This is a genomic window from Providencia sp. AGC89 (genome assembly GCF_053543535.1).
On sequence record NZ_JBIXLP010000072.1, the window covers coordinates 25,072 to 48,016 of the forward strand.

The following is a 22,945-nucleotide window of genomic DNA, read 5'->3' on the forward strand; positions in this document are numbered from 1 at the left end:
CAAAAAATAGGTAAAAAATAAATAATAATGTGTCTTTTTAGCCCGTCTGACTACTGGCATTCCGCCGTTAAAGTTCTTACTGGCGAATCTGCAGTAACTGCAATCGTGTCTAATGCAGAATAGTTAATGGTACACTGACCCGATTGACCACCCCATTTAACGTTAATACGACCAGTATTTGGTAACCCACTCATGTAAAGTTGGCCATTTGAACCCACAATTCCGGTATTGATATCGTTTTCATCGTCTTCTGATACTAACGTCGCGATCGCCCCAAAAGGTGGGATTTTCCCCGTAGCTTTCAGATTAATAATCGCTTGATAACCAATTTTGGTTTTAAACTTACGCTTAATAACCGCCCCTTCCGTTGGATATACCATCATCGAGGTGTCTTTAAAGGTCGTATCATCCGGTAATGTGTTCACATTAACCGCAATTTGGTTAGCCGTGTTACTGGATAACTGAGGAATAATGGCATTCCCAAAGCGGTCAAATTGCGCGCCAGAGGATAATGACGCCCCTTTTGCCCCCTCTGCGGTGATAATCGCAATCGTATCCCCCACGTTTGGCGACAATGTGATCCCATCTGAATGCGCAACTACACCGCCACTTAGGGTACCGTTCATTGAGCGGCTCATATCTGAATAGCTGTAACCGGCTGATAATGTTGCGTTATTCGCGGAGTAAGTCCCATTCAGGCTTCCCCCGTAGTTGTTATTGTAACTGTCATAGTTCTGGTAGATACCATAACTAAAGCGACTCTTCATCGCGCTACCAGTTAACCCTGCTTGATGACGAGTTTCACCGTGCTGATCTACACTGACCCCATAACGCGCGCTCATGGTTTGTGCCATTTCACTGTTCGTTAATAAGCTGAGCGGCACAGACACATCAAAGGAAACCACGCGGTTCTCAGGCCAAGTATTGTTATAGCTCTTCACGCGGTCAACCATATAACTGAGACTATAAGAAACCCCTTTATAGTTATTGTTATAAGACACCCCAACCGAGGTATTTGAGTTTTGGCCGCCCCAATAAGTATTTTTTGACGCTCTTAAAGAAAGGGAACCATAAGAGTCAAAAGATTGGTTAATTGAGGTTTGGAAACTATAACGTTGACGCGCTCCCGTCCAAGGCGCTAAGTCATCTTTAATCGCATAACCGGCATTATTGTAATCTGAGAACGAATAGAAGTTCTCAGAGGTATAACGTAATGCCGTTAAGTCAAATGAGGTCCCCGTTGACAACAAACTTTTTGAGTAACGGATACGATAGGATTGCCCTTTGAGGCTTTTCCCTGAAAACCGAGCATCCGAGTGGGTAATATCGGTAGATAACGCCCCTAATACACCCAACGATAAGCCGACCCCACCCACAAAGGAGTTATACCCATTAGAAACTAACACCCCACCATAAGTGGTAATGTTATGTGGTAGCCCGATGCTGAAGGAACCAAGCGTAAAGTTTTTCCGCTCAGAGTCCACGGCAATTCCGCCATTGTAGCGACCCGCGGAAATTTCATAATTATAAGCGCCTTGGCGCTCCATCATTGGCAGCGAGGAATAAGCCTGAGTGAAAACGGTTTGTTTGCCGTTTTCTTCTTCAACCGTGACTTCCATATCCCCGGCTAAGCCGCTGGCAGGGATGTCACGAATAATAAAACGCCCTGGCGCCACAAAAGTTTGGTAGACCACACTGCCGTTCTGGCGCACAGTGACAGTCGCATTGGTGTTCGCCACCCCTTCCACTATAGGTGCAAACCCTTGCATGCTGCTAGGGTCAAGCTGAGGGTTTGATTTTAGCGTGGCGCCTTTCATAGGAATGGCGTCAAAAATATTCCCACCGGTCGAGATTTCCCCGGCTTTTAGCGTTGATTTAATCGCATTAATGGTGCGATAGATATAAGTATTGGAAAAGTTGGAGTCACTTGTGCTGGAAGCCCCACTGCTTTTACTGTAGTTATATAAATAGCTCGTTCTTAGGCGCCATGGCCCCATGTTAATCCCTGCATTGATATTACTAAACAGAGAATCACTGGTACCTGCTTTTTGGTGATATTTGCCCAGTTGGCGGTTATTACTGTAGTTAAAGACATAGTCCATCACTAACGCGGTAACACCATCATCGCGTAATTCAGGCGGTACATAGCCAGCAAAGTTTGGCACCATGGCAATTTGAGGTACGGATAAATTCACCGTCAGCGTTTGTACATCAAAGGTGATGGCAGCATCGGCAATGTAACTGGATAAGTTTTCAATCTTCGTGTCTTCACTCAAATCTCTTAACTTGGGCAGAGATGCCGTATTAACACCCAGTTTTTTCAGTTCGCCGACTGTAAAGACAGGGGCAACATGACCATCTTGCTGTTTTTCAAATGCGAGATTAAATTCCCCTGACGGGATCATGTTAACATTAACGACCACGTCATAGACGCCGGGCGTTAATGTATTGTTATCCGCAAAGTCATTTAAATCGAGTTGAGAAACGTCTATCCCACTGCCGTGCATTAATAGGCCGGGGTCAAAATACGATTCGGCATGCATAAAAGAGGGGGCCATTGCATAGCAACAAATAAAGACCTCTAATGCAATTAATTTTATTTTCATCCCTTTCACTGCATCACCTTTCGTTATTTATTCTTGTTATTTATGTTTCAATCGATGTTTATTCTATGGATTGAGGAGGTAACTCCATTAAATTTTCATCGGTAAATCGCCATTCGATTTTTCCAGTTTGCGAGTGAACTTCATTTGTTTCGCTAAATAGTTTTTTGTTTATTTAATCGATTTAAGGCGATATAGATATTTAAAATAGAAATTAATAGCGAGTTGAAATCTATTTTCTATTTTAATTTATTATCAATAACAAGATTATTTTTTAATGGAAATTTATAATGAAATATAATTATAAATGGTTATGTTCAATAAATATTATCTATATATCAATCGGCATAATAGCCAATAGTTAATGTTGCAGAGAAATCACCATCGCTAGGGTTACAATTGCTTTCAGCGCAACGTAATTTGGCTGTCACCATTTTTGTTTCACTGACACTTTGAATATTATCCCAAATTATTGAGGCTGCATCTGGCTTTAATAATGAGCTCTGATTAACATCAATAACCCGATTTCCTTCTAATAACTGAACACCAATGACACCATTTGGGTCATCATTGAAGAAGTTTTTGCTGCCATTTAATGTATTACCTGATGCTAAATAAACCGCCGCCGTTTTTTGATCCGTCGTAGTACAATTTCTTAAACCAATCGAGAAATTCTTTGCCACTGTATCCTTTTTAATTTCACTGACGGTTGTGACACCAGATGCATTACCAAATATAATTTCATTTGGGACATCAATTTCACAGGTTTTAGCTAAAAATAAAACAGAAAATTGGTATTCTACCTTGTAATCATCTGCCGCCATCACGGGGTAATGCATGAGGAGCATTAAAAAAGTCAGTAACCCCTGTTTTATTTTTTTCATGGCTCTTAATCCTGATAATATTCAAAAGTAACCGCAGCATTAGCATCGCCTGGCTTAACGTTATTCTCTCGTTTGACAAGGCTAACTTGGTAATTCACAACAATTGAATCGCTGGTTGTGGAAGGAAATGTGGAAATCCCTTCATCTTTCACCGCCTGACAATTTTGGTTGTTATTGTCGCAGGATTCAAGTAAAAAACCCGTTTTAGTTGTATCTGCTAATCCAAAAAAAATACCATTATTAAATGTTGTTGATGCGGCCGATTTAGATTTTATTTTAATTTTTTTTTCAGTACCTGCCGGGAAATTCTGACAAGTAATGGTATAAGAAAAACTTTCAGTTTTTATCGGTTGATTAATTGGGCTTTTGTCAACATCAGATGCTGTTAGCATTCCACTTTTATTAAAATCAATATATTTATCTAACTCACTGTTATCATCAAACTCACAAGTTCCTTTTATGATTTTGGTTTTGAACTGTATTTGCCCATTCTGAGCAATAATTGAGCCTGAGAATACAATGACACTTAGCGCTAATATCCCTTTACTCAACAGTCCCATGATATTCATTGTATCCTCCAAGGTCGTTGATAACAGCCCACTTAACAGCGCCCACTTTTGATTGAGAAACAAAGTTCATTTCAGCAAATGGGGCAATAACATTATTTTGTTTATTAAGCTTAATCGCTTTGTTATTAACAGATAAACCAGCCAAATTGATATAGTAAGGCGAGTTATTGACTACCTTAACGCCATTGGAGGTACTTTTAGTTTTGATGCCTTTAAATGCTTCTTCTTGCTGCATCGGCAGATTAGCCGGTCGATAGAAAATTTTAATAACACTTTCTAACCCGACTTTTACCCCATCCGCTTTATCGGATTCAGGGACATTTCTTGAGTGAAAGTAATACATACTTTCACGATCTTTTGGAAACTTGTGTGTGAGCGCTTTTATTTTAATAATATTACGTTGTTTTGGCGCTAATTTAAAAATAGAAGGTGTAATGACAAAGTAACCTTCAGAAGGTGTTTTGCTGTCTAATTTTTGTGTAATAAAACTGGCGACTAAATACGATTTACTGTCTTCATTTCGTGCAGTAATTGCAGCAGAGTTTGTTGCTTCATCAATAACAATACGCGTTTGACTTAAACCGACACCCGCTTGAGAAGAAAACGAAAAAGCAAATAAGATAAAAAGTAAGGATTTTAATTTTAGCATTCTTTTTTTCTCTTATAATTTGCAGGCAGCAATAAATCACTGCCTGCTTTACTAGCTAAATTAACGCACGACGGTGATTAGTCGTATGCTACGCTGAATGTTACTGGCACATTTAAGTTTTGTGCGACAGCATCAGAAGCCGTTGCGTACAGACCAGCAACAACTGGGATGACGTAGTCATTTTTACCCGTTACTTTCAGGTCAGTAATTTCAGTTGCGATGTTAGGTTTAACTTCAGTTTTTGCTTTACCAGCAGCTAATTTAACACCGATTTGTGATGCTTGAGCGTCAGCAAACATATCTGAGTGACCAGTTAATGCTTCACCAGTTGCTAAGATAGAAACAGTCGTTGCATCAGCAGTTTGGTTTGTAGAATCGTCATAAACTTTAGTACAGTTATTTAAAACTAAGTTAAAGTTTGCTTCAGATAATGCTTTAGTAGTGTCTAGGTTTTCAGTTGAGTGTGTACCTAAGCTAACTAAATCTTTAGAAGCGCTGATATCACAAGTTGCAGCAACTAAACGTGCATTAAAGTTAACAGTTGCATCTTGTGCAGCAAAAGCTTGAGAAGAAAGAGTAGCAACCGCGAATGCACCAACTAAAGCAAGTTTATTCAATTTCATAATAATCATTCCTAAGTATGTGAGAACGTCTTAATTTAAAGATTAAATTAATGGGTATATAAATTTTAGAATTACAGATTAAGTTTTTATTTTATTAATGTAGATTTAATATGATTTATCTCATTATTAAACCCAAACAAATAAATATATTTATTCGGCCATTTAATAAAAATTAAACTAGCTTATAAGTAAAAACTTAACTTTAAAATATCTTCATGTCTATTTAATTAACTCTTGTCTACCAGAGTTCGTGGATAATATTAATTCTACTCATATAGGTTGTCAAACTGGTGAAAAATCCATTTTTAGGGTTTTTAAATAGTTTTCAAATTGTTATTTTCAGTTAATATCAATAGGTTATGTTTTTTATATGTAGCTTAACTAATATTTCGAGTTGTGATTCAGTTATATATTCTAAAAATAATTTAATTAACATGTTAATTCAGACATAAATGTTGAAATTAACATTTACACACAATTTGTCGCTAAAAATAACACACAAGATGCGTATGCAGGCTAAATGTTACGAATAACTACGAGGTGTGATAAAAATGCCTATTATTTATTTTCTATTAACACTTAAATTAATCTTGATCATTTTTTTGGTAACTTACATAGAACACCATTAATTAAAAGAAGATAGTTGTTAGCCTCATCGAAATAGAGGGAAATGTGAAAACAATGTTTTTCTATTTTTTCTCTGGGATTATTCTTATAAAAATTTGCTATTTCTGTTTATTCTGAGTTTCACACGGGGAGATACTCGTTATAGTATCTAGTGTATAAGTGAAATCACTAAGCGATAGTGTCTGATTATCATAAAGAACAATTGATACAGGCTGACTTAAAACAAGGGAAAACCATGATGCATTATTTTATAAGTGTTCTTTCATTAGTTTTTGTCTCTTTTTTGTCTGTTGGGCAAGGCCTTGATGAACAATTTCGTTTATGGGTTTCTGGTGAGAAAGACAATATTCAGTGTTTTGACAACCAATCTTATTTTCAATATTGCTTACGCAAACTACCGAATAAGGGGTTAGTTGTGGTCGATAAGAAGGGGGATGAGGTTTATCAACTTTATTATTTTGATAATTGGCCTGATGAACCTCAAGAGGGGTTATATCGGTTTCGTAAAGGGAACAAAATAGGTTTTGCAGACGAAGTCACAGGGAAAATTGTATTCGATGCTATTTATGATTGTGCTTACCCTTTTAAAGGTGGGAAAGCGAAAGTCGGTATTGGTTGTGAAACACAAACGGATGGCGAGCACAGTTGGTGGGCAGGTGGTAAATGGACAACAATTACTCACTAGTAACGTGTTTTGATATTTAAACACATTAATTACGAATGATTGGCTGTTTTTACGTTTTATTTGCCATTTATTTACAATAATACTCATTTTAGTTAATTAATTTATAGTAATTAACTAATTGAAAACTAATTGTAATTGTTATTTAGATCACAGTTTTTATCTTGTTTAACCCCCCTAAAAACCATTCACAGCAAAAAATAAACCGCTTAAGTCTGTATAACACCGCTTAGCATAACTTTAAACAATGACGGCGTATAATTTATTACCATAGACCCCATGGCAGAACTCATTTTTATTTTTACCGTTCAACCACTGCCAATAAAAAATCATCAGTGATGAATGACACGCTAGCAATAAATAGTTATCCATTTTTCACTGATGGTAAATACAAAATCAAAGGCATGTTCGTTTTACCTCAGAAGGGTGTTCTATGAACAAAAATGGCATTTTAAAGCATATTCCGTGGATGATCCTTGGAATTATTGGTGCAGTCTGTTTAGGTGTAGTCGCGCTTAGACGTGGCGAGCACATCAGTGCGCTATGGATAGTTGTTGCTTCTGTAGCGGTCTATCTCATTGCATATCGATATTACAGTTTATACATCGCTAAAAAAGTGATGAAGTTGGATGAAACTCGTGCAACACCCGCCGTCATTAATAATGATGGATTAAATTATGTACCAACAAATAAAAACGTTCTTTTTGGTCACCACTTTGCTGCAATTGCAGGGGCGGGGCCATTAGTTGGACCGGTGCTTGCTGCTCAAGTTGGTTATTTACCCGGTACGTTATGGTTATTGGCCGGGGTTGTGCTTGCGGGCGCGGTGCAAGACTTTATGGTGTTGTTTATTTCTTCACGCCGTAATGGGGCATCATTAGGGGAGATCGTTAAGGAAGAGTTGGGGCCAATCCCAGGTACTCTAGCACTTTTTGGTTGCTTCCTTATTATGATCATTATTCTTGCTGTATTAGCATTGATTGTGGTGAAAGCTCTAGCGGAAAGTCCATGGGGGGTATTCACTGTTTGTTCTACAGTACCAATCGCATTGTTTATGGGGATATATATGCGATATATCCGGCCGGGACGTGTGGGTGAAGTTTCGGTTATTGGTATTGTATTACTTGTCGCATCAATCTGGTTCGGTGGGGTGATTGCTCATGACCCATATTGGGGACCTGCACTGACCTTTAAAGATACAACTATTACCTACGCATTAGTTGGCTATGCATTCATTTCTGCATTATTACCTGTTTGGTTAATTTTAGCGCCACGTGACTATTTAGCGACCTTCTTAAAAATTGGGGTCATCGTGGGTTTAGCCATCGGTATTGTTATTCTTAACCCTGAACTGAAAATGCCAGCAGTAACACAATTCGTTGATGGAACTGGCCCAGTTTGGAAAGGGACATTATTCCCATTCTTGTTCATTACCATTGCATGTGGTGCCGTATCTGGTTTCCACGCATTAATTTCTTCGGGAACAACTCCGAAATTATTAGCAAACGAAAAAGATGCGCGCTATATCGGTTATGGTGCCATGTTAATGGAATCTTTCGTTGCTGTTATGGCGCTGGTTGCTGCTTCAATTATCGAGCCTGGTCTGTATTTTGCTATGAATACACCGCCAGCGGCTTTAGGTATTACAATGCCTAACTTGCACGAACTCGGTGGGCCTGACGGCGCAGCTATTATGGCTCAACTGAAAGATGTTTCTGTTCATGCGGCGGCAACAGTCAGCTCTTGGGGCTTCGTAATTTCACCTGAACAAATTATGCAAACGGCGAAAGATATTGGTGAGCCGTCTGTTTTGAACCGTGCGGGTGGTGCGCCAACTTTAGCTGTCGGTATTGCATTTGTATTCCATGAAATTATGCCAGCGGCAAATATGGGCTTCTGGTATCACTTTGGGATCTTGTTTGAAGCGCTGTTTATCTTAACTGCACTTGATGCAGGAACTCGTTCTGGCCGCTTTATGCTGCAAGATTTGTTAGGTAACTTTGTTCCATTCCTGAAGAAAACGGACTCATTGGTTGCGGGTATTATCGGTACCGCAGGGTGTGTTGGTCTATGGGGTTACTTACTGTATCAAGGTGTTGTTGACCCTCTGGGTGGTGTTAAGAGCTTATGGCCATTGTTCGGTATCTCCAACCAGATGTTAGCTGCGGTTGCATTAGTCTTAAGTACAGTTGTTCTGATTAAGATGAAGCGCAGTAAATATATAATGGTTACCGTATTACCAGCAGTATGGTTATTAATCTGTACTACTTGGGCGCTAGGTCTGAAACTATTCAGTGATAATCCACAATTAGAAGGCTTCATGTATTTAGCTAAATCTTATAAAGATAAGATTGCAGCGGGTGGTGCGGAATTAACGGCACAAGAAATTACTAATATGAATCACATTATTATTAATAACTACACCAATGCTGGCTTGAGTGTTCTATTCTTAGTGGTTGTTTACGGTATCATTTTCTATGGTATCCGCGTCGGGATGAAAGCACACAAAAATCCGCAGCGTACAGATAAAGAAACACCTTATGTTCCTGTACCGAAAGAGGGCGTGAAAGTTTCATCTTCACATTAAGTCACCCTTCAATCATGCTGAGTTACCGAAAGGTACTCGGCAACTGAAAGGTCGCCCTACATTGTGTATTCATAATGTAGGGCATTTACATTGGAGAGGCTGATGTTTGGAAACCTCGGCAAAACAGGTAAGTACCTTGGGCAAGCTGCGCGTATGTTAATCGGTATCCCTGACTATGATACTTATGTGCAGCATATGAAAGATAATCATTCCGATAAACCGGTGATGACGTATAACGAGTTTTTTCGTGAAAGGCAGGATGCACGATATGGTGGCAGTGGCAAAGGCGGGTTTCGCTGCTGTTAATGATTACTTCGGTAAATGAATGCGGTGGGGGTAATAATGAAACCAATTAATGTCACAATTTTAACCGGTTTTCTCGGTGCAGGTAAAACGACACTCCTTAGTCATATTCTTCATACAGAGCATGGCCATAAAATAGCGGTGATTGAAAATGAATTTGGCGAAGTGCCTATTGATAATGCATTAATTGGCGATCGAGCGACACAAATTACCACATTAAGTAATGGATGTATTTGTTGCAGTCGTTCCAATGAATTAGAAAATGCATTATTAGACCTATTAGATGGGTTGGATAGTGGGAAATTAGACTTTGACCGTTTAGTGATTGAATGTACTGGCATGGCAGATCCAGGGCCAATTACTCAGACGTTTTTTTCCCATGAGGTATTGTGTGAACGTTATTTGTTAGATGGTATTATTACTTTAGTGGATGCCGTTCATGCAGAGAAACAACTGAATGATTTTGCTATTGCTCAAGCGCAAATTGGTTATGCTGACCGCATTTTACTCACCAAAACAGATATTGAGCCGAATACTGAAGCTTTAATTGAACGCCTACAACGGATCAATGCGAGAGCTCCGATTTACCCTGTTATTCATGGGGACATCAATTTAAATTTATTATTAGATATTGAAGGTTTTTTACTCGATTCAACACTGAATGTGAAACAACCTACTTTCCGTTTTGCACCTAAACAACAAAACGAGGTGGGGTCGATTGTACTTGAATTTGATTACCCTGTTGAACTGATGGAAGTTTCCCAAGTGATGGAAGATTTGTTGCTCAGTTTTGCTGATAATCTATTGCGGTATAAAGGTATTTTATCCATTAAGGATGAACCTAAGCGGCTCTTATTTCAAGGGGTTCAGCGTCTTTATAGTGCAGATTGGGATAGAGATTGGGAAGAGGGTGAACAACGTAGCAGTGTGTTAGTCTTTATTGGCATCGACCTTCCTGAAGCGATGATCCGTGAAAAATTTGCGGCATTAGAAGCCAAATAAAGCATGGCTGAAAAACGGATTTAAAGCGGTTTATTTCAACGAAAAGTCATTAGCGCTGATGGGGAGCAATGAATTTTAAGGTACCATCAGCGTTCAAGACGAAGAGTTAACGTGCTTTAGCAGCCATAATCTCAATGATTTGCACATCCGTATATTTCATTGAACCAGCAGCAAGTGAGCATAAATTAGCGATAGATTGGTCAACATCGTCAGAAACAATCCCATCAGACCCTTTGACACAGCTATTATCTAACGCCATGAGTACGGCTTTATAGGCTGCACTTGCACTCGTGGAAACTTTCATTGCACAACTGTTTGATGCACCGTCGCAAATCATCCCACTGACATCGCCAATCATGCTAGAAATTGCCATAGCGACAACTTCATAGCGGGATTCTAATAACCAGGCTATCCCCGCGGCAGCACCCATTGCAGCGGTAGTTGCTGCACATAGCGCCGACAGGGCTGGGAGTTGATTATGGATGTAAATTGCTATTAGGTGCGACAACATTAATGCACGAGCCAGTTGCTCCTCAGAGGACTGTAAATAATCGGCGGTGACAACAACAGGCATGGTTGCGGCAATACCTTGGTTACCCGAACCTGAGTTGCTCATCGCGGGTAAAACGGCCCCTCCCATTCGCGCATCAGAGGCAGCGGAGGTGCGGATCATAATTTCTGACATTAGATCTTTTGACAGCAAGCCACGGTCACGTTGAGTTTGCAGTGTTTTACCAATATGTAAACCATAGACATTACGTAGCCCTTCTTGAGATAACGCTTCATTTAAATGTGCGGCTTCTAAGATGAAACGAATATCTTCCAGTGGTGCTTGGGTCGCAAATTGATAAACTGACTTCGCGGTGACAGGGGGAAGGGCAACATCTGCTGCACAGTCAGCAGCATCATCGGATTGAGGTTTGTTTAATGTAGCATCGAAGCATATTTGCTGGTTATGAATGATTTTAACGATATTTGTGTGAGAACCCGCAATAATAACGGTAGCTGAACCCGTTTGTGTATACACCGTTGCTTCTGAATATATAACGTCATTGCATGGATGTTTAATATCAACGGTGATAGCTCCTTGTTCTAACATCGTTTTACTTAGTGCAATGGCCTGCGCTGATGCGGATTTTAGAACTTCTAAACCCGCTTCTGCATCACCACCAATGGCGCCTAATGCTGCTGCGATAGGCAAACCCACCATACCGGTTCCAGGAACGGTGACACCCATACCATTTTTCATTAAGTTTGGTGAAACAAAGGCACAAACACGAATAACTTGCCCATCAAGGAGGGACGCCGCTTTAGCGGCTGCATATGCCAATGAAATTGGCTCAGTACAACCTAAGGCTGGTTTGACTTCTTGTTTTACCGCATTGATAAAATATTGCCAAAGTAATGGTTGTGATTGAGCATGCATGGCAAGTCCCCCTTAATAAAATCTTTTTTGATTTTGTTATTTTAAACAACAAGCTGGAGAAAAACTTCGCTATGTTTGGGGGGATATAAGATGCAAAGAGAAAAATTTTCCCTAATTTAATTTATAAAGAATAAATTTTCCCAATGTTGAACTCGGTCACTTTGCCCTGCTGCTTAAAAATGAGCAAGACAAAGTGATCATAGTAGGTTACTAACTTTCAAGGTCTAGGCGTTTGCTTTGCCATTTGCGTGAACGCCAGCGCCATGCATTGGTTAAACCACGTAACCATTCATCGGCGAAGAAACCGAGCCAAATACCGAGTAAGCCCATTTCCATTTTAATGCCTAAGAAATAACCTAACGGAATGGCGACACCCCACATAAAGATAATTGCAGTGCATAGTGGAAAACGGGCATCTCCTGATGCGCGTAATGCATTCACCATCACAATATTAATGGTCCTACCTGGTTCTAAAAAGACAGACAGTAAGAACAGTGGCAATAGTAGTTCAATAATACCTTGGTCATCAGTAATGTTATTTAGGATAGGGTCACGTAATAACCAAAAGGCGATCACCACACCAATAGTGACGTAGAACCCCATCTTGAGGCTTTTCACTCCCCGATTAAAGGCATCTTCAAAACGTTTTGCACCAACAAGGTGACCAACCATAATTTCATTACCAATACTGATAGAAATACCAAATAGCATGATAAATAAGGATAATTGAAAATAGAGTGTCTGCGCTGCTAGTGAGGTTTCGCCCATTAAACCAATAAAGGCAGAAGCCGTCATAAAGTGTAGGATCCAGACAAGGTTTTCCCCTGCAGAGGGGAGACCAATATGCAAGATTTTGCCCAGCATTTTACGTGACCAGTGGACCAACATTATCGGCACAAATTTGATACGTAGGCCATAAAACAGCAGGCAAAAGAGTAGGATCACGGCAACAACACGACCGACAACTGTCGACCATGCAACGCCTTCAAGACCGTATTGAGGTAAGCCAAAGAAACCATAAAGTACAATAATATTTCCAAAAACAGTAATTACGTTGGCAATCAATGTAACCCACATGGCTGGCTGAGCCTTTCCATAAACCCGCAAGCATGCGGCTAAAATAATGGAAATAGCTTCAGGTATTAAGCAAATACCTAAAATACGTAAATAAGTATAACCGTCAGCCATCAAATGTGATGGCATATTCATAATGGTTAAAATACTGTAACCAAAAAATAAAGCGACGAGGGCACTAGAAAAGCCAAGAATAAAGTTAAATGCGATAGAAATATGGATCGCTTGGCTTGCCTTTTCACGGCGTCCAGCCCCTAAATATTGAGCAATAACAACACTGCACCCCACACTAATAAAGTTAAAAATAGTAATAAAAAGGTCAAACACTTGGTTACCTACACCCATTGCAGCTAAATAGGCAGTAGAAACGTGGCTGACCATATAGGTATTAATTAATAAAGTGGCCAAATGGAGAAAAATATCGATAAAAATTGGCCAGCTGAGCGAAAAGAGTGATCGCTCAGTCACATCGGATTGATGCATTGAGAACCTTTATATTCATAAGTATTTGGGAAAGTATTCTGAACCGCTAATTCTACATGGATTCCAACAATGAAAATAGGGTTAAAATGCTTCCATCTGAATAAAGCTAATGTTTTGTTTACTTTTACTTATTCTGTTAGATTTAATTTCGCTATAAATTAATTAATAAGCAACATCAGAACTGTATAGGAGTAAAAATGACAAAAATTAAAGCAGCAATAGTGGGCTATGGCAATATTGGTCGCTATGCACTAGAAGCTGTTCTAGCCGCTGAAGATTTTGAGCTGGTTGGCATCGTGCGTCGTAATACACAAGATATTCCTGCTGAACTTTCCGCTTATAAAGTGGTTGATGATATTGAAAAGCTAGGGAAGGTAGATGTTGCTCTACTGTGTTCGCCAACGCGTGCGATCGCGCCATTAGCAGAAAAAATACTGGCCAAGGGGATTAATACTGTTGATAGCTTTGATGTTCACTCAGATATTGTGGCGTTAAAACATCGTTTAGATGACGTGGCTAAACAGCATAATAGTGTGGCGGTTGTCTCTGCTGGCTGGGACCCCGGCTCAGATTCTATCATGCGTACTTTAATGTTAGCTATGGCGCCAAAAGGTGTGACTTATACTAACTTTGGTCCCGGTATGAGCATGGGGCACAGTGTGGCAGCCAAAGCCATTGATGGGGTAAAAGATGCTCTATCTGTGACTATTCCGTTGGGAACAGGGGTTCACCGCCGCATGGTATACATTGAACTTGAAGCGGGTGCAAAGTTTGATGATGTGGCTCAAGCCATTAAAGCGGATAGTTATTTTTCATCAGATGAGACGCATATTCGCCAAGTCGATAGTATTGATGCACTAAAAGATGTTGGTCATGGCGTTCATATGACCCACAAAGGGGTTTCAGGGGCAACACATAATCAGTTATTTGAATACTCAATGCGCATTAATAACCCGGCGTTAACCTCACAGTTTATGGTTTCTGCTGCTCGAGCTACCATGAAGCAAGCTGCGGGTGCTTATACTGTGATTGAAATCCCACCAGTGAATTTCCTGCAAGGTGACTTAGATACATTAATTGCCAAATTGGTTTAATCACAATAGGTAATTTTTCATTAATGGCATGGAGGTTCATTCCATGTCATCTTGTCTTAATTTATTACAGTTGTTCTTACGCTAAATTTGTTATTCAGATTTAAGGCACTGTTTATTATTTGTATTATCAAGTAGCTTATAAAGAAAAAATATATTGTTGAAAACGGAGTAAGATAATGGCGAAGTCGTCAGGGAATGGACAAGTGGAAACCAAAACAAATAAAAACCAAGGTTTTTTCCCAAAAGAACCAGCAGTAAAAAGTGTGCAAGAAAGTTCACATTCTTTTAGTCTTATTCGCGTTTTTTCAAAGCTAATTAATTATGGTTTCTCTCTTTTCTATGTTGGCTTTATTTTATCAGTGTGGTTTTTTCCTGAGTATTACACGGTGGAAATTATCTATAACCTAACGCTGATCCTGATCTTTGAATTTATTTTAGTTCACTCCGGTGTATTTATGGCGGTATTTCGTGATTGGCGGATATTAATGCTATTTGCGTTGCTATATGGTTTATTTGCATTAGCAATTAATATGGCAGTATTAGGTGACTCTCCGCTAATCTTATACTTGTATAGTGCTACTGTGGCGAACCGAATGCTTTTTGGTATCAGTAGTCGTACAGAACAAGAACGCGGAGAAAATATGGGCTATTCGGCTTTGATGGCATTAAATTTCATGTTTTGTATTTTCTTTGTAATTATTTTGTCTTTTCTTGTTCCTTATGGTGGATTAACGCCAGAGTATTTAAGGTCCATTGATTATTATTCCAGTATTTCTTCAGGCGGTGAATTTCCAGAAAAACCTCATGTGGCTTTTGCTTTTGGTGTTCTTTACTTTGGAATGCCGTTATTTATGGCCTGCCTAATGCATTTTTTGTGTAAAGGGCACTCTATTTACCAAAAAAAAGAGAAGTAATATTGTGGCAAGGAAGATCAGAAATAGAAAACATGCCAATAAACGCTCGACATCATTTACAGCGAAAGGGAAACGTCATTTTGTTGCATCAGACAAACAGCAAGGAATGATGAGTTTTTTACCTGAGTTAGTGGATCACGGCTTAACTATTTTTTATATCGGTTTTTTATTGTCTTTATGGTTTTTCCCCGATTGGTCGGGGGTTGAAGTTGTTTACAATATGGTGTTGATTCTGCTGTTCGAATTTATTTTAGTGCATATGGGCACGATGATGGCAGTGTTACAACGTGGTTTTTTCTTTGTTTTTGTGGCTGCTATTTTAGGCGGTGTGGCCTATATTTTTCATACAACACAGATTAATTCTTCTGCTATTCTTTATATTTACGCTGCTACGTTAATTAATCGAATTATCATTGGACGCCAACAAGGGAGCCAATTTGATAATTTTAATGCCTTCGATGAAGGGCTTGCAAAATTACGCCATTATGTTGCGTGTTTTATCATTGCTGTATTTCTAACGCATTATTTACCCCAAGGGGGGCTCACTGAGCAATACCTTGAAGAGAATAATTATTATGGCATGTTAAAAATGACAGGCATGACAGAAAACCCATTAATCATTATTCAATTTGGCGTTTTGTACTATTCTACTTCTCTGCTTTGGGTGTTGTGGCGTTTTTTAAAACGGCATAAAAAATAAAAAAGCGCCTATCGAAATAGGCGCCTGGTGTTGGCAAAACAAAAAAATAATAAAAATTAACGTGTTATTGTTTTAAATTGCTGTGTAGTCTTTGTGAGTGCGACTTCGGTAGGCAAACGTTCCATTGAACTTGCGCCATAAAAACCATGGCAGTCAGGGCAGTTTGCTAAAATATATTCGGCATCTTCAGGTGTTGCGATAGGGCCACCGTGACAAAGCACAATAACATCATCACGTACTGCTTTAGCGGCTTTAGCCCATTCATTGATTAGTGGCACACAATCTTTCAGTGTCAGTGCGGTTTCTGCACCAATATTACCACCTGTTGTTAGCCCCATGTGTGGCACGATGATATCAGCGCCTGCTTCAGTCATCGCTACAGCATCTTCAGCGCTAAATACGTATGGCGTTGTCAGGAGGTCTTTTTCATGTGCCATACGGATCATATCGACTTCTAGGTCATAACCCATTCCCGTTTCTTCCAAATTAGCACGGAAATTACCATCGATTAAGCCAACTGTTGGGAAGTTTTGTACGCCCGCAAAGCCTGTTGTTTTGATGTCATCTAAAAACTTATCAAATTGGCAGAATGGGTCAGTACCGTTTACACCAGCAAGAACAGGGGTGTGCTTAACTACTGGTAATACTTCTTTTGCCATATCCATGACAATTTCATTGGCATTGCCGTAAGCGAGTAAGCCTGCGAGTGACCCACGACCCGCCATACGGTAACGGCCTGAATTATAAATAACAATTAAATCAATACCGCCAGCCTCTTCACACTTAGCAGATAGACCCGTACCAGCACCACCGCCGATAATTGGTTCGCCACGAGCAATCATTGCTCTGAATTTTTTTAATAAATCTGCGCGGTTATGTTTCATAATTAACCTCTATTATTTGTTCAAAATATCCTGGTGTAGTTGAATAACCTGCTCACAAAACTCTTGGGAGTTAATGTGATAAGGACTCAAAATAAGCTGTCTTTTTTCTGTTTTAATTAAATTTTCATTGAGCGCATCAATAAAGGCTTGGTCAGCAATTGGGTCCCAGAAAGGAGCCCCATCGATATCTAATGCTGAAAACCCTGCTGTTGGAACAATAAAACGGATCTCTCCCTCACAACGATTTAATTTTTCGGCGATCCAGCGGCCCATCTGTTGGTTTTCTTCTTTTGTTGTTCTCATCAATGTGACTTGGGCATTATGATGATAAAATAAGCGGTCTTGGTAATGTTCGGGAACCGTAGAAGGGCGGCCAAAATTGACCATATCCAAAGCGCCACAGGACATAACGCAAGGTGTCTGAGTGCGTTCGATAGCGCCAAAACGATCTTCATCACAGGCTAACACGCCGCCAAAAAGGTAATCACAAACCTCAGTCGTCGTGATATCTAATACGGAATGAAGTAGCTTACTATCAATCAGTTTTTCCATCGCTTTACCGCCACTGCCCGTTGCATGGAATACAAGGCAGTCATATTGTTCTTCTAATTGCGCGGTTAATTGCTGAACACATGGGGTGGTGACACCAAACATAGTTAAGGCAATTGCTGGTTTCAAATCAATGTTTTCTTCGGTGTCTTGATCAAACCAAACAGCCCCAGCGATTTGGTTCGCGGCATTTTTTAATACCTTACGGGAAATTACATTTAATCCTGATACATCTGTTACGGAGTACATCATAGAAATATCACTGGCTCCGATATAGCCAGAAATATCTCCTGAGGCCATAGTGGATACCATGAGCTTAGGAATACCAACGGGTAATACTTGCATTGCTGGTGTGATTAGCGCAGTACCGCCTGAGCCGCCTAAACCAAGAATTGCAGCTACATCTGTTTGGGCTGAAAGATATAAGCTAAAGGCTTGTGCCATCGCTTCTATTGCTTTACCTCTATCGCCACAGAATACGGCGTTTGCACCAAGAGGGTGAAAACTTGCTACAGTACTTGCACTGACATCTGCATTTTTTTCTAATTGAGTCTTTTGTGTTGTCAGGTCAACAGTACGCACAGCTAATCCGGCACTTTTTATTAATTCACTGACATAAAAAACTTCAGCGCTTTTGGTATCAAGTGTTGTTGCAACATAGATAAAACCCTGATTTTTTTTCATTGAAAAATCCTTTCAGATAGAAGCGGGTCGTTGAATTTCCCATCACAATGAGACTATAGTATCATTTTGGATAAATGTAAAATGAGACTATCGTCTCATTTTTAGGTTTGTTGTAGAGGTAAATAGTTGTTAGTATCTATATCTTATTGATAAATATTAGTAATTGTTTTTTATGATGGTGAATCAATGATTAGGTTGGTAATACAAAGTTACAGTATAATTTATCATGAATGATAATTTGTTTTATGGAGAGCAGGGAAAAGCTCGAGGTGACAGCGTAAATTCATCTTTTTAATAGAGATGGTTACTTGCTTGTTGTTGTGCTTTATTAGTGACATTGACTAAACTTGTGGTAAGAAACAGTATTTTAAGGGTAAATAATGCCGAAGATTAATTCAGAACTACAATATAAGGGCACTCGAAAACGTACCTATGTACTATTGGTCACTACGGCTTTAGATTTATTTGAAAAGGGAGCTATGCCTTCTGTTTCGGAACTCGCTTTAGAAGCAGGAGTTTCTCGTGCAACTGCATATCGATACTTTCCAACACAAACTGATTTAATTACCGCAGTAGTTAATGAGAGTTTAGGGCCTATTTTAACTTGGCGCCCACAAAGCGTAAAAACGGAAGAGCGCATTGATGAGCTATTAACATATGCTTTTCCTCGAATGTTTGAACATGAAGGAGTATTGCGAGCGGCGTTACAAGCATCATTACAACAATGGGCTCAAGGTCGGTCTACCCCACTCAGTATAAAAGACAAACGGCTGGAAAGAGGTAACCGTAAAGATATCCTAACGATGGTGACGTCACCAATGAAATCAGAATTTCCGCAAGAAATTATTGATAAAGTGATCCGTGCTTTTTCTGTTATTTACGGCTCTGAAATATTTTTAGTGTTGAAAGATATTTGGAAAATGGAAGATTCCCAAGTCACCGAATTAGCGCAGTGGATGGCAAAAGCGATCATGAACCAAGCCGTTGCAGATAATGCGAATAAGTAAATATTCGTTAACGGACTTAACTGGTTTTTATCGACTGAAGTCAAAAAGATAAAATCAAAGTCTGATAAATAATCAATTAGTAGTGAATAATTACTATGGTGATAATTAAATCGATACTAGCCCCATATGGCATCGTTAATATGATATAAACTAAGGCTATAAATAATCTGAACGGTTAATGCCATATGATGAAGTTATTGAAAATGATAGGTGGGATTGCCATCTGTTCATTGATCGGCGGTGGGCTTACTTACCTAGGTATCCCACTTGCACTTATGTTTGGGCCGATTATCGCTGTTATTATTTTTCATCGTTTTGGTGTTTCTTTTGCTGTACCTAAGCATACGATTACTTTCGTTCAAGTTACCTTAGGGACTTCTGTTGGCTTGATGTTTAATCAGGTTTCCCTTAATGAGGCAGATAATTTATTTCTTTTATTATTAATGTTAGTTGTATGTTTAGCGGTACAATTTTCATTTAGTTTTTTTTGGTTTTATCGAAAAGTTGGTTGGACGAAACAAGAAGCAATGCTTGGCTCAGTGCCTGGGGCAATGGCCGCTATTTTAGCCTTAACTGACCATACCCATACGCCACCACAAAAAATTGTTATTTCACATACAATTCGCTTAATTATCCTGATTCTATTAGCAGGGATTGTTGTAGGTAGTGATGGTGATCCGCAACCTATCATAGAATTACCAGTACTAACTTTAACCTCAACGCTATGGTTATTGGTGATTATAGCGGTTGGTTTGGGGGCAGGGCTTATTTTGCAGCGTTTAAGGGTTCCAGCCCCTTTTATGCTAACGTCATTAGCTGCAGCAACGTTGATTCAAAGTTTTCTAGATATCCCATTAAGTTTCCCATTGATGTTAACTGAACTGAGTATGGTATTAATTGGGATGAACATTGGTAATCATTTTATTGTTTTCCCACTTTCCTCATTGATTAAAAATATTTACTCCTCTGCACAAGTGGTTATCATTAATATCGCATTAACTTTCCTGATTACTGTATTTGCCTCTTGGGTAACGGGTTATGATATTTCTGTACTCTTACTGGCTTGGGCTCCAGGTAGTATGGAAGCAATGACCTTTGCTGCGATTACGATGAACCTTGATGCTGGCTTTGTTATGTCAAACCATATTATCAGAATGGTTATTATCCAAAGTATTCCATCGATTGCTTTATTTTGGCAGGAAAAAAAGGCTAAAAGGCAAGGTTAATGTAGCGTGGTAAAAAGAAAGAAAACAGACAGAAAAGGTACGGGTGTGTTTTCTTTCTTTTGTTATACTTGGTTTTAAACAACCTGTATTAATTCATTTTAGGGTTATTTAACGTAAGCAAAAAGGCCGAGGGAATCCCGAGCAAGTGATTGGCATTTAAACTCGGTTGTCAGTGGTATTCCTTTTAAGTCTTTATAACTTTCTTTATTGAGAACGGTCATTTTTTCAGAATTATAATTGCTCAGATCCCATTTATTACTTTTAGCGAAGTAAACAATAGCCCGTTCGATTTCCCTGTCAGGGATTTGGGAGTACCCACAGTCATATTTTAGATAAATGAAAACAGCCGTCAGATCAGCGAGATCTTCAGCTTCATTGTTAGAAAGTGCTCTGGAAGAATTGGTTATCCCTAACAGAGTCATCAGGCATGACATCAATATAAATTTGCGCATTCGTTATTCTATCTGTTTTCTATGTCAAGTTACGTTAGCATAAGAATAGAATTGTTAGTCAACTATATTTTTCTTAAATCCATGTAATAAACCCACAATTATAGAGTGGATTTATTGACCTTCCTGTAAGGGGAGGCTTTATCATTCCTTTATTAAACCATGTTTTGCATAGAAAGGGTAATTTGCCATAAATTACTCTGATAATGATTATTTATTTGATAAACAAAAGGAAGGTTATCAATGCTACGTCGCGATTTTCTTAAGTTAAGTGCTATCACATACGCTGCAAGTGCGCTGCCTATTTGGAGCCGCATCGCGGTCGCAGCCGAAAATTACCCAACTCTTGCTATTCCGCCATTACTAGAGCCTGATGAGCAGGGAAATATTCAGTTAGCAATTCAGCAAGGTGTTTCTCAATTTGTCCCTGGAAAGAAAACGACAACATGGGGCTATAACGGAAATTTACTGGGGCCTGCGGTTAGTTTGAAAAACGGGCAAAGTGTGAATGTGAATATTATTAACCAGCTACCGGAAGAAACCACTGTTCATTGGCATGGTTTAGAAATCTCAGGTGAACAAGATGGTGGTCCGCAAGCGATTATCCAACCAGGAGCAAGCCGTAAAGTCAATTTTACGGTTAATCAAAGCGAAGCAACTTGCTGGTTCCATCCTCATACTCATGGAAAAACAGGCCACCAAGTGGCGATGGGGTTAGCGGGCTTAGTGATAATTAAAGACGATGATAGCACCAAGCAGGGGCTGCCAAGTTCTTGGGGAGTGGATGATATTCCTGTTATTTTACAAGATAAACGTTTAAAAGATGATGGTCAGATTGATTATCAACTCGATGTGATGAGTGCTGCGGTGGGTTGGTTTGGCGATATGATGCTAACTAACGGGGCTGTTTATCCAAAACATGTGGCACCTAAAGGCTGGCTACGCTTGAGATTACTGAATGGCTGTAATGCTCGTAGCTTAAATATTTCGACCAGTGATGGGCGTAAAATGTATGTTGTTGCCAGTGATGGCGGTTTACTCGCTGAGCCAGTTGCTCTAACTGAATTACCTATTTTAATGGGTGAACGCTTCGAAGTACTTATTGATGCTTCAGATGGTCGCGCTTTTGATCTTGTGACCTTACCTGTTGGGCAAATGGGTATGACTATCGCACCTTTTGACCAGCCATTACCTGTTTTACGTATCGAAACAACATTAACACCGAGTGAAGGAAAACTGCCTTCAACGCTTGCTGCAATACCGGCTATCCCTTCTCTTGCTGGTTTAAATCGCCGCCGGTTCCATTTAATGATGGATATGCGTTTGGATATGCAAGGTATGATGATGTTACGTGAAAAATATGGTCCGCAAGCGATGGGCAATATGGGCGGACATGGCGCTATGATGGGAAATATGGGTCATGGGGCGATGATGAATAATGGAGAAATGAACCATGGGAACATGGGACAAGGAAATAAACGTGGTGGGATGGGAAATGGAGGCCATTGTGGAACTAATTCAGGTGATTTAGACATTCACAATGCAAATACTATTAATGGACAAGTTTTCTCAATGACGCATCCTGCATTTAATGCCCCAATAGGTAAGCAAGAGATTTGGGTTGTTTCAGGGCGTGGTGACATGATGTTACACCCATTCCATGTGCATGGAACGCGTTTTCGTATTTTGAAAGAAAATGGCCAAGCGGTAGCGCCACACCGGCAAGGTTGGAAAGACATCGTTAAAGTTGAAGGGCAAGTGAGTGAAATTTTGGTGGAATTTAATCACCCTGCAACACAGCAGCATCCTTTTATGGCTCACTGTCATCTACTTGAGCATGAAGACACCGGCATGATGATGGGCTTTACTGTAAGTTAAGCGATATCCTAATTTTTAGGACAAAATGCAGTACTAAATTTTAGTACT

Annotated in this window: 20 protein-coding genes; 10 read left to right on the top strand and 10 right to left on the bottom strand. The window is 39.5% G+C overall.

Annotation, left to right across the window (positions count from 1 at the left end; genetic code table 11):
* Nucleotides 1–50: 50 nt before the first annotated feature.
* The 5 genes from ACIPUA_RS16290 to ACIPUA_RS16310 form a co-directional block, all read right to left on the bottom strand.
* On the bottom strand, nucleotides 51–2,606 hold the full coding sequence (locus ACIPUA_RS16290; RefSeq protein WP_449059874.1) for a fimbria/pilus outer membrane usher protein: 2,556 nt from the start codon (nucleotides 2,604–2,606) through the stop codon (nucleotides 51–53).
* Nucleotides 2,607–2,941: 335 nt separating this feature from the next.
* A complete protein-coding gene (locus tag ACIPUA_RS16295; protein WP_042848885.1) occupies nucleotides 2,942–3,487 on the bottom strand; it encodes a fimbrial protein in 546 nt (181 codons plus the stop codon).
* A gap of 5 nt (nucleotides 3,488–3,492) precedes the next feature.
* On the bottom strand, nucleotides 3,493–4,056 hold the full coding sequence (locus ACIPUA_RS16300; protein WP_449059875.1) for a hypothetical protein: 564 nt from the start codon (nucleotides 4,054–4,056) through the stop codon (nucleotides 3,493–3,495).
* Nucleotides 4,031–4,705: a fimbrial biogenesis chaperone gene (locus tag ACIPUA_RS16305; protein ID WP_048609192.1), complete on the bottom strand. Its 675-nt coding sequence runs from the start codon at nucleotides 4,703–4,705 to the stop codon at nucleotides 4,031–4,033. Before ACIPUA_RS16305 ends, ACIPUA_RS16300 begins: the two co-directional genes overlap by 26 nt.
* Nucleotides 4,706–4,782: 77 nt before the next feature.
* On the bottom strand, nucleotides 4,783–5,328 hold the full coding sequence (locus tag ACIPUA_RS16310; RefSeq protein ID WP_071548542.1) for a fimbrial protein: 546 nt from the start codon (nucleotides 5,326–5,328) through the stop codon (nucleotides 4,783–4,785).
* An 862-nt stretch (nucleotides 5,329–6,190) separates the two neighbouring features.
* On the opposite strand from ACIPUA_RS16310, the gene ACIPUA_RS16315 reads away from it, so the two are divergent.
* The 4 genes from ACIPUA_RS16315 (at nucleotide 6,191) to yjiA (ending at nucleotide 10,529) form a co-directional block, all read left to right on the top strand.
* On the top strand, nucleotides 6,191–6,640 hold the full coding sequence (locus tag ACIPUA_RS16315) for a hypothetical protein (protein WP_042848245.1): 450 nt from the start codon (nucleotides 6,191–6,193) through the stop codon (nucleotides 6,638–6,640).
* Nucleotides 6,641–7,070: 430 nt separating this feature from the next.
* Nucleotides 7,071–9,224, top strand: a complete 2,154-nt coding sequence (locus tag ACIPUA_RS16320; RefSeq protein ID WP_042848244.1) for a carbon starvation CstA family protein — start codon at nucleotides 7,071–7,073, stop codon at nucleotides 9,222–9,224.
* Nucleotides 9,225–9,326: 102 nt separating this feature from the next.
* Complete coding sequence (locus ACIPUA_RS16325; RefSeq protein WP_042848243.1) at nucleotides 9,327–9,530, top strand: YbdD/YjiX family protein; 204 nt, start codon at nucleotides 9,327–9,329, stop codon at nucleotides 9,528–9,530.
* A 36-nt stretch (nucleotides 9,531–9,566) separates the two neighbouring features.
* A complete protein-coding gene (gene yjiA / locus ACIPUA_RS16330; RefSeq protein WP_048608108.1) occupies nucleotides 9,567–10,529 on the top strand; it encodes a GTPase in 963 nt (320 codons plus the stop codon).
* A gap of 106 nt (nucleotides 10,530–10,635) precedes the next feature.
* On the opposite strand, the gene ACIPUA_RS16335 is transcribed toward yjiA, so the two are convergent.
* Both ACIPUA_RS16335 and ACIPUA_RS16340 read right to left on the bottom strand, forming a co-directional pair.
* Nucleotides 10,636–11,955 carry an L-cysteine desulfidase family protein gene (locus ACIPUA_RS16335; protein ID WP_449059876.1) on the bottom strand — a complete coding sequence of 440 codons (1,320 nt, stop codon included), beginning with the start codon at nucleotides 11,953–11,955 and terminating at the stop codon, nucleotides 10,636–10,638.
* Between the two features lie 210 nt (nucleotides 11,956–12,165).
* Nucleotides 12,166–13,512 (bottom strand): MATE family efflux transporter, encoded by a 1,347-nt coding sequence (locus ACIPUA_RS16340; RefSeq protein ID WP_042848235.1) that lies wholly within the window; start codon nucleotides 13,510–13,512, stop codon nucleotides 12,166–12,168.
* Nucleotides 13,513–13,709: 197 nt separating this feature from the next.
* Here ACIPUA_RS16340 and ACIPUA_RS16345 point away from each other — a divergent pair, with 197 nt between their 5' ends.
* The 3 genes from ACIPUA_RS16345 to ACIPUA_RS16355 all read left to right on the top strand — a co-directional run bounded on the left by ACIPUA_RS16345 (nucleotide 13,710) and on the right by ACIPUA_RS16355 (nucleotide 16,220).
* Nucleotides 13,710–14,606 (top strand): diaminopimelate dehydrogenase, encoded by an 897-nt coding sequence (locus tag ACIPUA_RS16345; protein WP_042848233.1) that lies wholly within the window; start codon nucleotides 13,710–13,712, stop codon nucleotides 14,604–14,606.
* A 176-nt stretch (nucleotides 14,607–14,782) separates the two neighbouring features.
* The gene (locus ACIPUA_RS16350) at nucleotides 14,783–15,520 is read left to right on the top strand and encodes a hypothetical protein (protein ID WP_042848231.1); all 738 of its coding nucleotides are present in this window, start codon (nucleotides 14,783–14,785) and stop codon (nucleotides 15,518–15,520) included.
* A 4-nt stretch (nucleotides 15,521–15,524) separates the two neighbouring features.
* Nucleotides 15,525–16,220, top strand: coding sequence for a hypothetical protein (locus ACIPUA_RS16355; protein ID WP_048608106.1), 696 nt, complete (start codon nucleotides 15,525–15,527; stop codon nucleotides 16,218–16,220).
* 56 nt (nucleotides 16,221–16,276) lie between these two features.
* Here the strand turns inward: ACIPUA_RS16355 and ACIPUA_RS16360 are convergent, their stop codons facing one another.
* Together ACIPUA_RS16360 and ACIPUA_RS16365 are read right to left on the bottom strand one after the other, a co-directional pair.
* The gene (locus ACIPUA_RS16360; protein WP_042848226.1) at nucleotides 16,277–17,104 is read right to left on the bottom strand and encodes a phosphoenolpyruvate hydrolase family protein; all 828 of its coding nucleotides are present in this window, start codon (nucleotides 17,102–17,104) and stop codon (nucleotides 16,277–16,279) included.
* Between the two features lie 12 nt (nucleotides 17,105–17,116).
* Nucleotides 17,117–18,337 (bottom strand): Tm-1-like ATP-binding domain-containing protein, encoded by a 1,221-nt coding sequence (locus tag ACIPUA_RS16365; RefSeq protein WP_042848224.1) that lies wholly within the window; start codon nucleotides 18,335–18,337, stop codon nucleotides 17,117–17,119.
* 380 nt (nucleotides 18,338–18,717) lie between these two features.
* On the opposite strand from ACIPUA_RS16365, the gene ACIPUA_RS16370 reads away from it, so the two are divergent.
* Nucleotides 18,718–19,344, top strand: coding sequence for a TetR/AcrR family transcriptional regulator (locus tag ACIPUA_RS16370; protein WP_042848223.1), 627 nt, complete (start codon nucleotides 18,718–18,720; stop codon nucleotides 19,342–19,344).
* A gap of 185 nt (nucleotides 19,345–19,529) precedes the next feature.
* Nucleotides 19,530–20,570, top strand: a complete 1,041-nt coding sequence (locus ACIPUA_RS16375; protein WP_042848222.1) for an AbrB family transcriptional regulator — start codon at nucleotides 19,530–19,532, stop codon at nucleotides 20,568–20,570.
* A gap of 104 nt (nucleotides 20,571–20,674) precedes the next feature.
* Here ACIPUA_RS16375 and ACIPUA_RS16380 read toward each other — a convergent pair whose 3' ends face one another.
* A complete protein-coding gene (locus ACIPUA_RS16380; protein ID WP_042848221.1) occupies nucleotides 20,675–21,022 on the bottom strand; it encodes a YacC family pilotin-like protein in 348 nt (115 codons plus the stop codon).
* Between the two features lie 240 nt (nucleotides 21,023–21,262).
* Here ACIPUA_RS16380 and cueO point away from each other — a divergent pair, with 240 nt between their 5' ends.
* Nucleotides 21,263–22,897, top strand: coding sequence for a multicopper oxidase CueO (gene cueO, locus ACIPUA_RS16385; RefSeq protein WP_042848220.1), 1,635 nt, complete (start codon nucleotides 21,263–21,265; stop codon nucleotides 22,895–22,897).
* Nucleotides 22,898–22,945 lie beyond the last annotated feature (48 nt).

Bases quoted from the DNA above. Each gene is read 5' to 3' on its own strand.
- ACIPUA_RS16375 (WP_042848222.1), top strand. From the start codon at position 19,530: ATGATGAAGTTATTGAAAATGATAGGTGGGATTGCCATCTGTTCATTG.
- ACIPUA_RS16320 (WP_042848244.1), top strand. From the start codon at position 7,071: ATGAACAAAAATGGCATTTTAAAGCATATTCCGTGGATGATCCTTGGA.
- ACIPUA_RS16295 (WP_042848885.1), bottom strand. From the start codon at position 3,487: ATGAAAAAAATAAAACAGGGGTTACTGACTTTTTTAATGCTCCTCATG.
- ACIPUA_RS16360 (WP_042848226.1), bottom strand. From the start codon at position 17,104: ATGAAACATAACCGCGCAGATTTATTAAAAAAATTCAGAGCAATGATT.
- yjiA (WP_048608108.1), top strand. From the start codon at position 9,567: ATGAAACCAATTAATGTCACAATTTTAACCGGTTTTCTCGGTGCAGGT.
- ACIPUA_RS16350 (WP_042848231.1), top strand. From the start codon at position 14,783: ATGGCGAAGTCGTCAGGGAATGGACAAGTGGAAACCAAAACAAATAAA.
- ACIPUA_RS16365 (WP_042848224.1), bottom strand. From the start codon at position 18,337: ATGAAAAAAAATCAGGGTTTTATCTATGTTGCAACAACACTTGATACC.
- ACIPUA_RS16370 (WP_042848223.1), top strand. From the start codon at position 18,718: ATGCCGAAGATTAATTCAGAACTACAATATAAGGGCACTCGAAAACGT.
- ACIPUA_RS16300 (WP_449059875.1), bottom strand. From the start codon at position 4,056: ATGAATATCATGGGACTGTTGAGTAAAGGGATATTAGCGCTAAGTGTC.
- ACIPUA_RS16315 (WP_042848245.1), top strand. From the start codon at position 6,191: ATGATGCATTATTTTATAAGTGTTCTTTCATTAGTTTTTGTCTCTTTT.
- ACIPUA_RS16310 (WP_071548542.1), bottom strand. From the start codon at position 5,328: ATGAAATTGAATAAACTTGCTTTAGTTGGTGCATTCGCGGTTGCTACT.
- ACIPUA_RS16340 (WP_042848235.1), bottom strand. From the start codon at position 13,512: ATGCATCAATCCGATGTGACTGAGCGATCACTCTTTTCGCTCAGCTGG.
- ACIPUA_RS16290 (WP_449059874.1), bottom strand. From the start codon at position 2,606: ATGAAAATAAAATTAATTGCATTAGAGGTCTTTATTTGTTGCTATGCA.
- ACIPUA_RS16305 (WP_048609192.1), bottom strand. From the start codon at position 4,705: ATGCTAAAATTAAAATCCTTACTTTTTATCTTATTTGCTTTTTCGTTT.
- cueO (WP_042848220.1), top strand. From the start codon at position 21,263: ATGCTACGTCGCGATTTTCTTAAGTTAAGTGCTATCACATACGCTGCA.
- ACIPUA_RS16380 (WP_042848221.1), bottom strand. From the start codon at position 21,022: ATGCGCAAATTTATATTGATGTCATGCCTGATGACTCTGTTAGGGATA.
- ACIPUA_RS16335 (WP_449059876.1), bottom strand. From the start codon at position 11,955: ATGCATGCTCAATCACAACCATTACTTTGGCAATATTTTATCAATGCG.
- ACIPUA_RS16345 (WP_042848233.1), top strand. From the start codon at position 13,710: ATGACAAAAATTAAAGCAGCAATAGTGGGCTATGGCAATATTGGTCGC.
- ACIPUA_RS16325 (WP_042848243.1), top strand. From the start codon at position 9,327: ATGTTTGGAAACCTCGGCAAAACAGGTAAGTACCTTGGGCAAGCTGCG.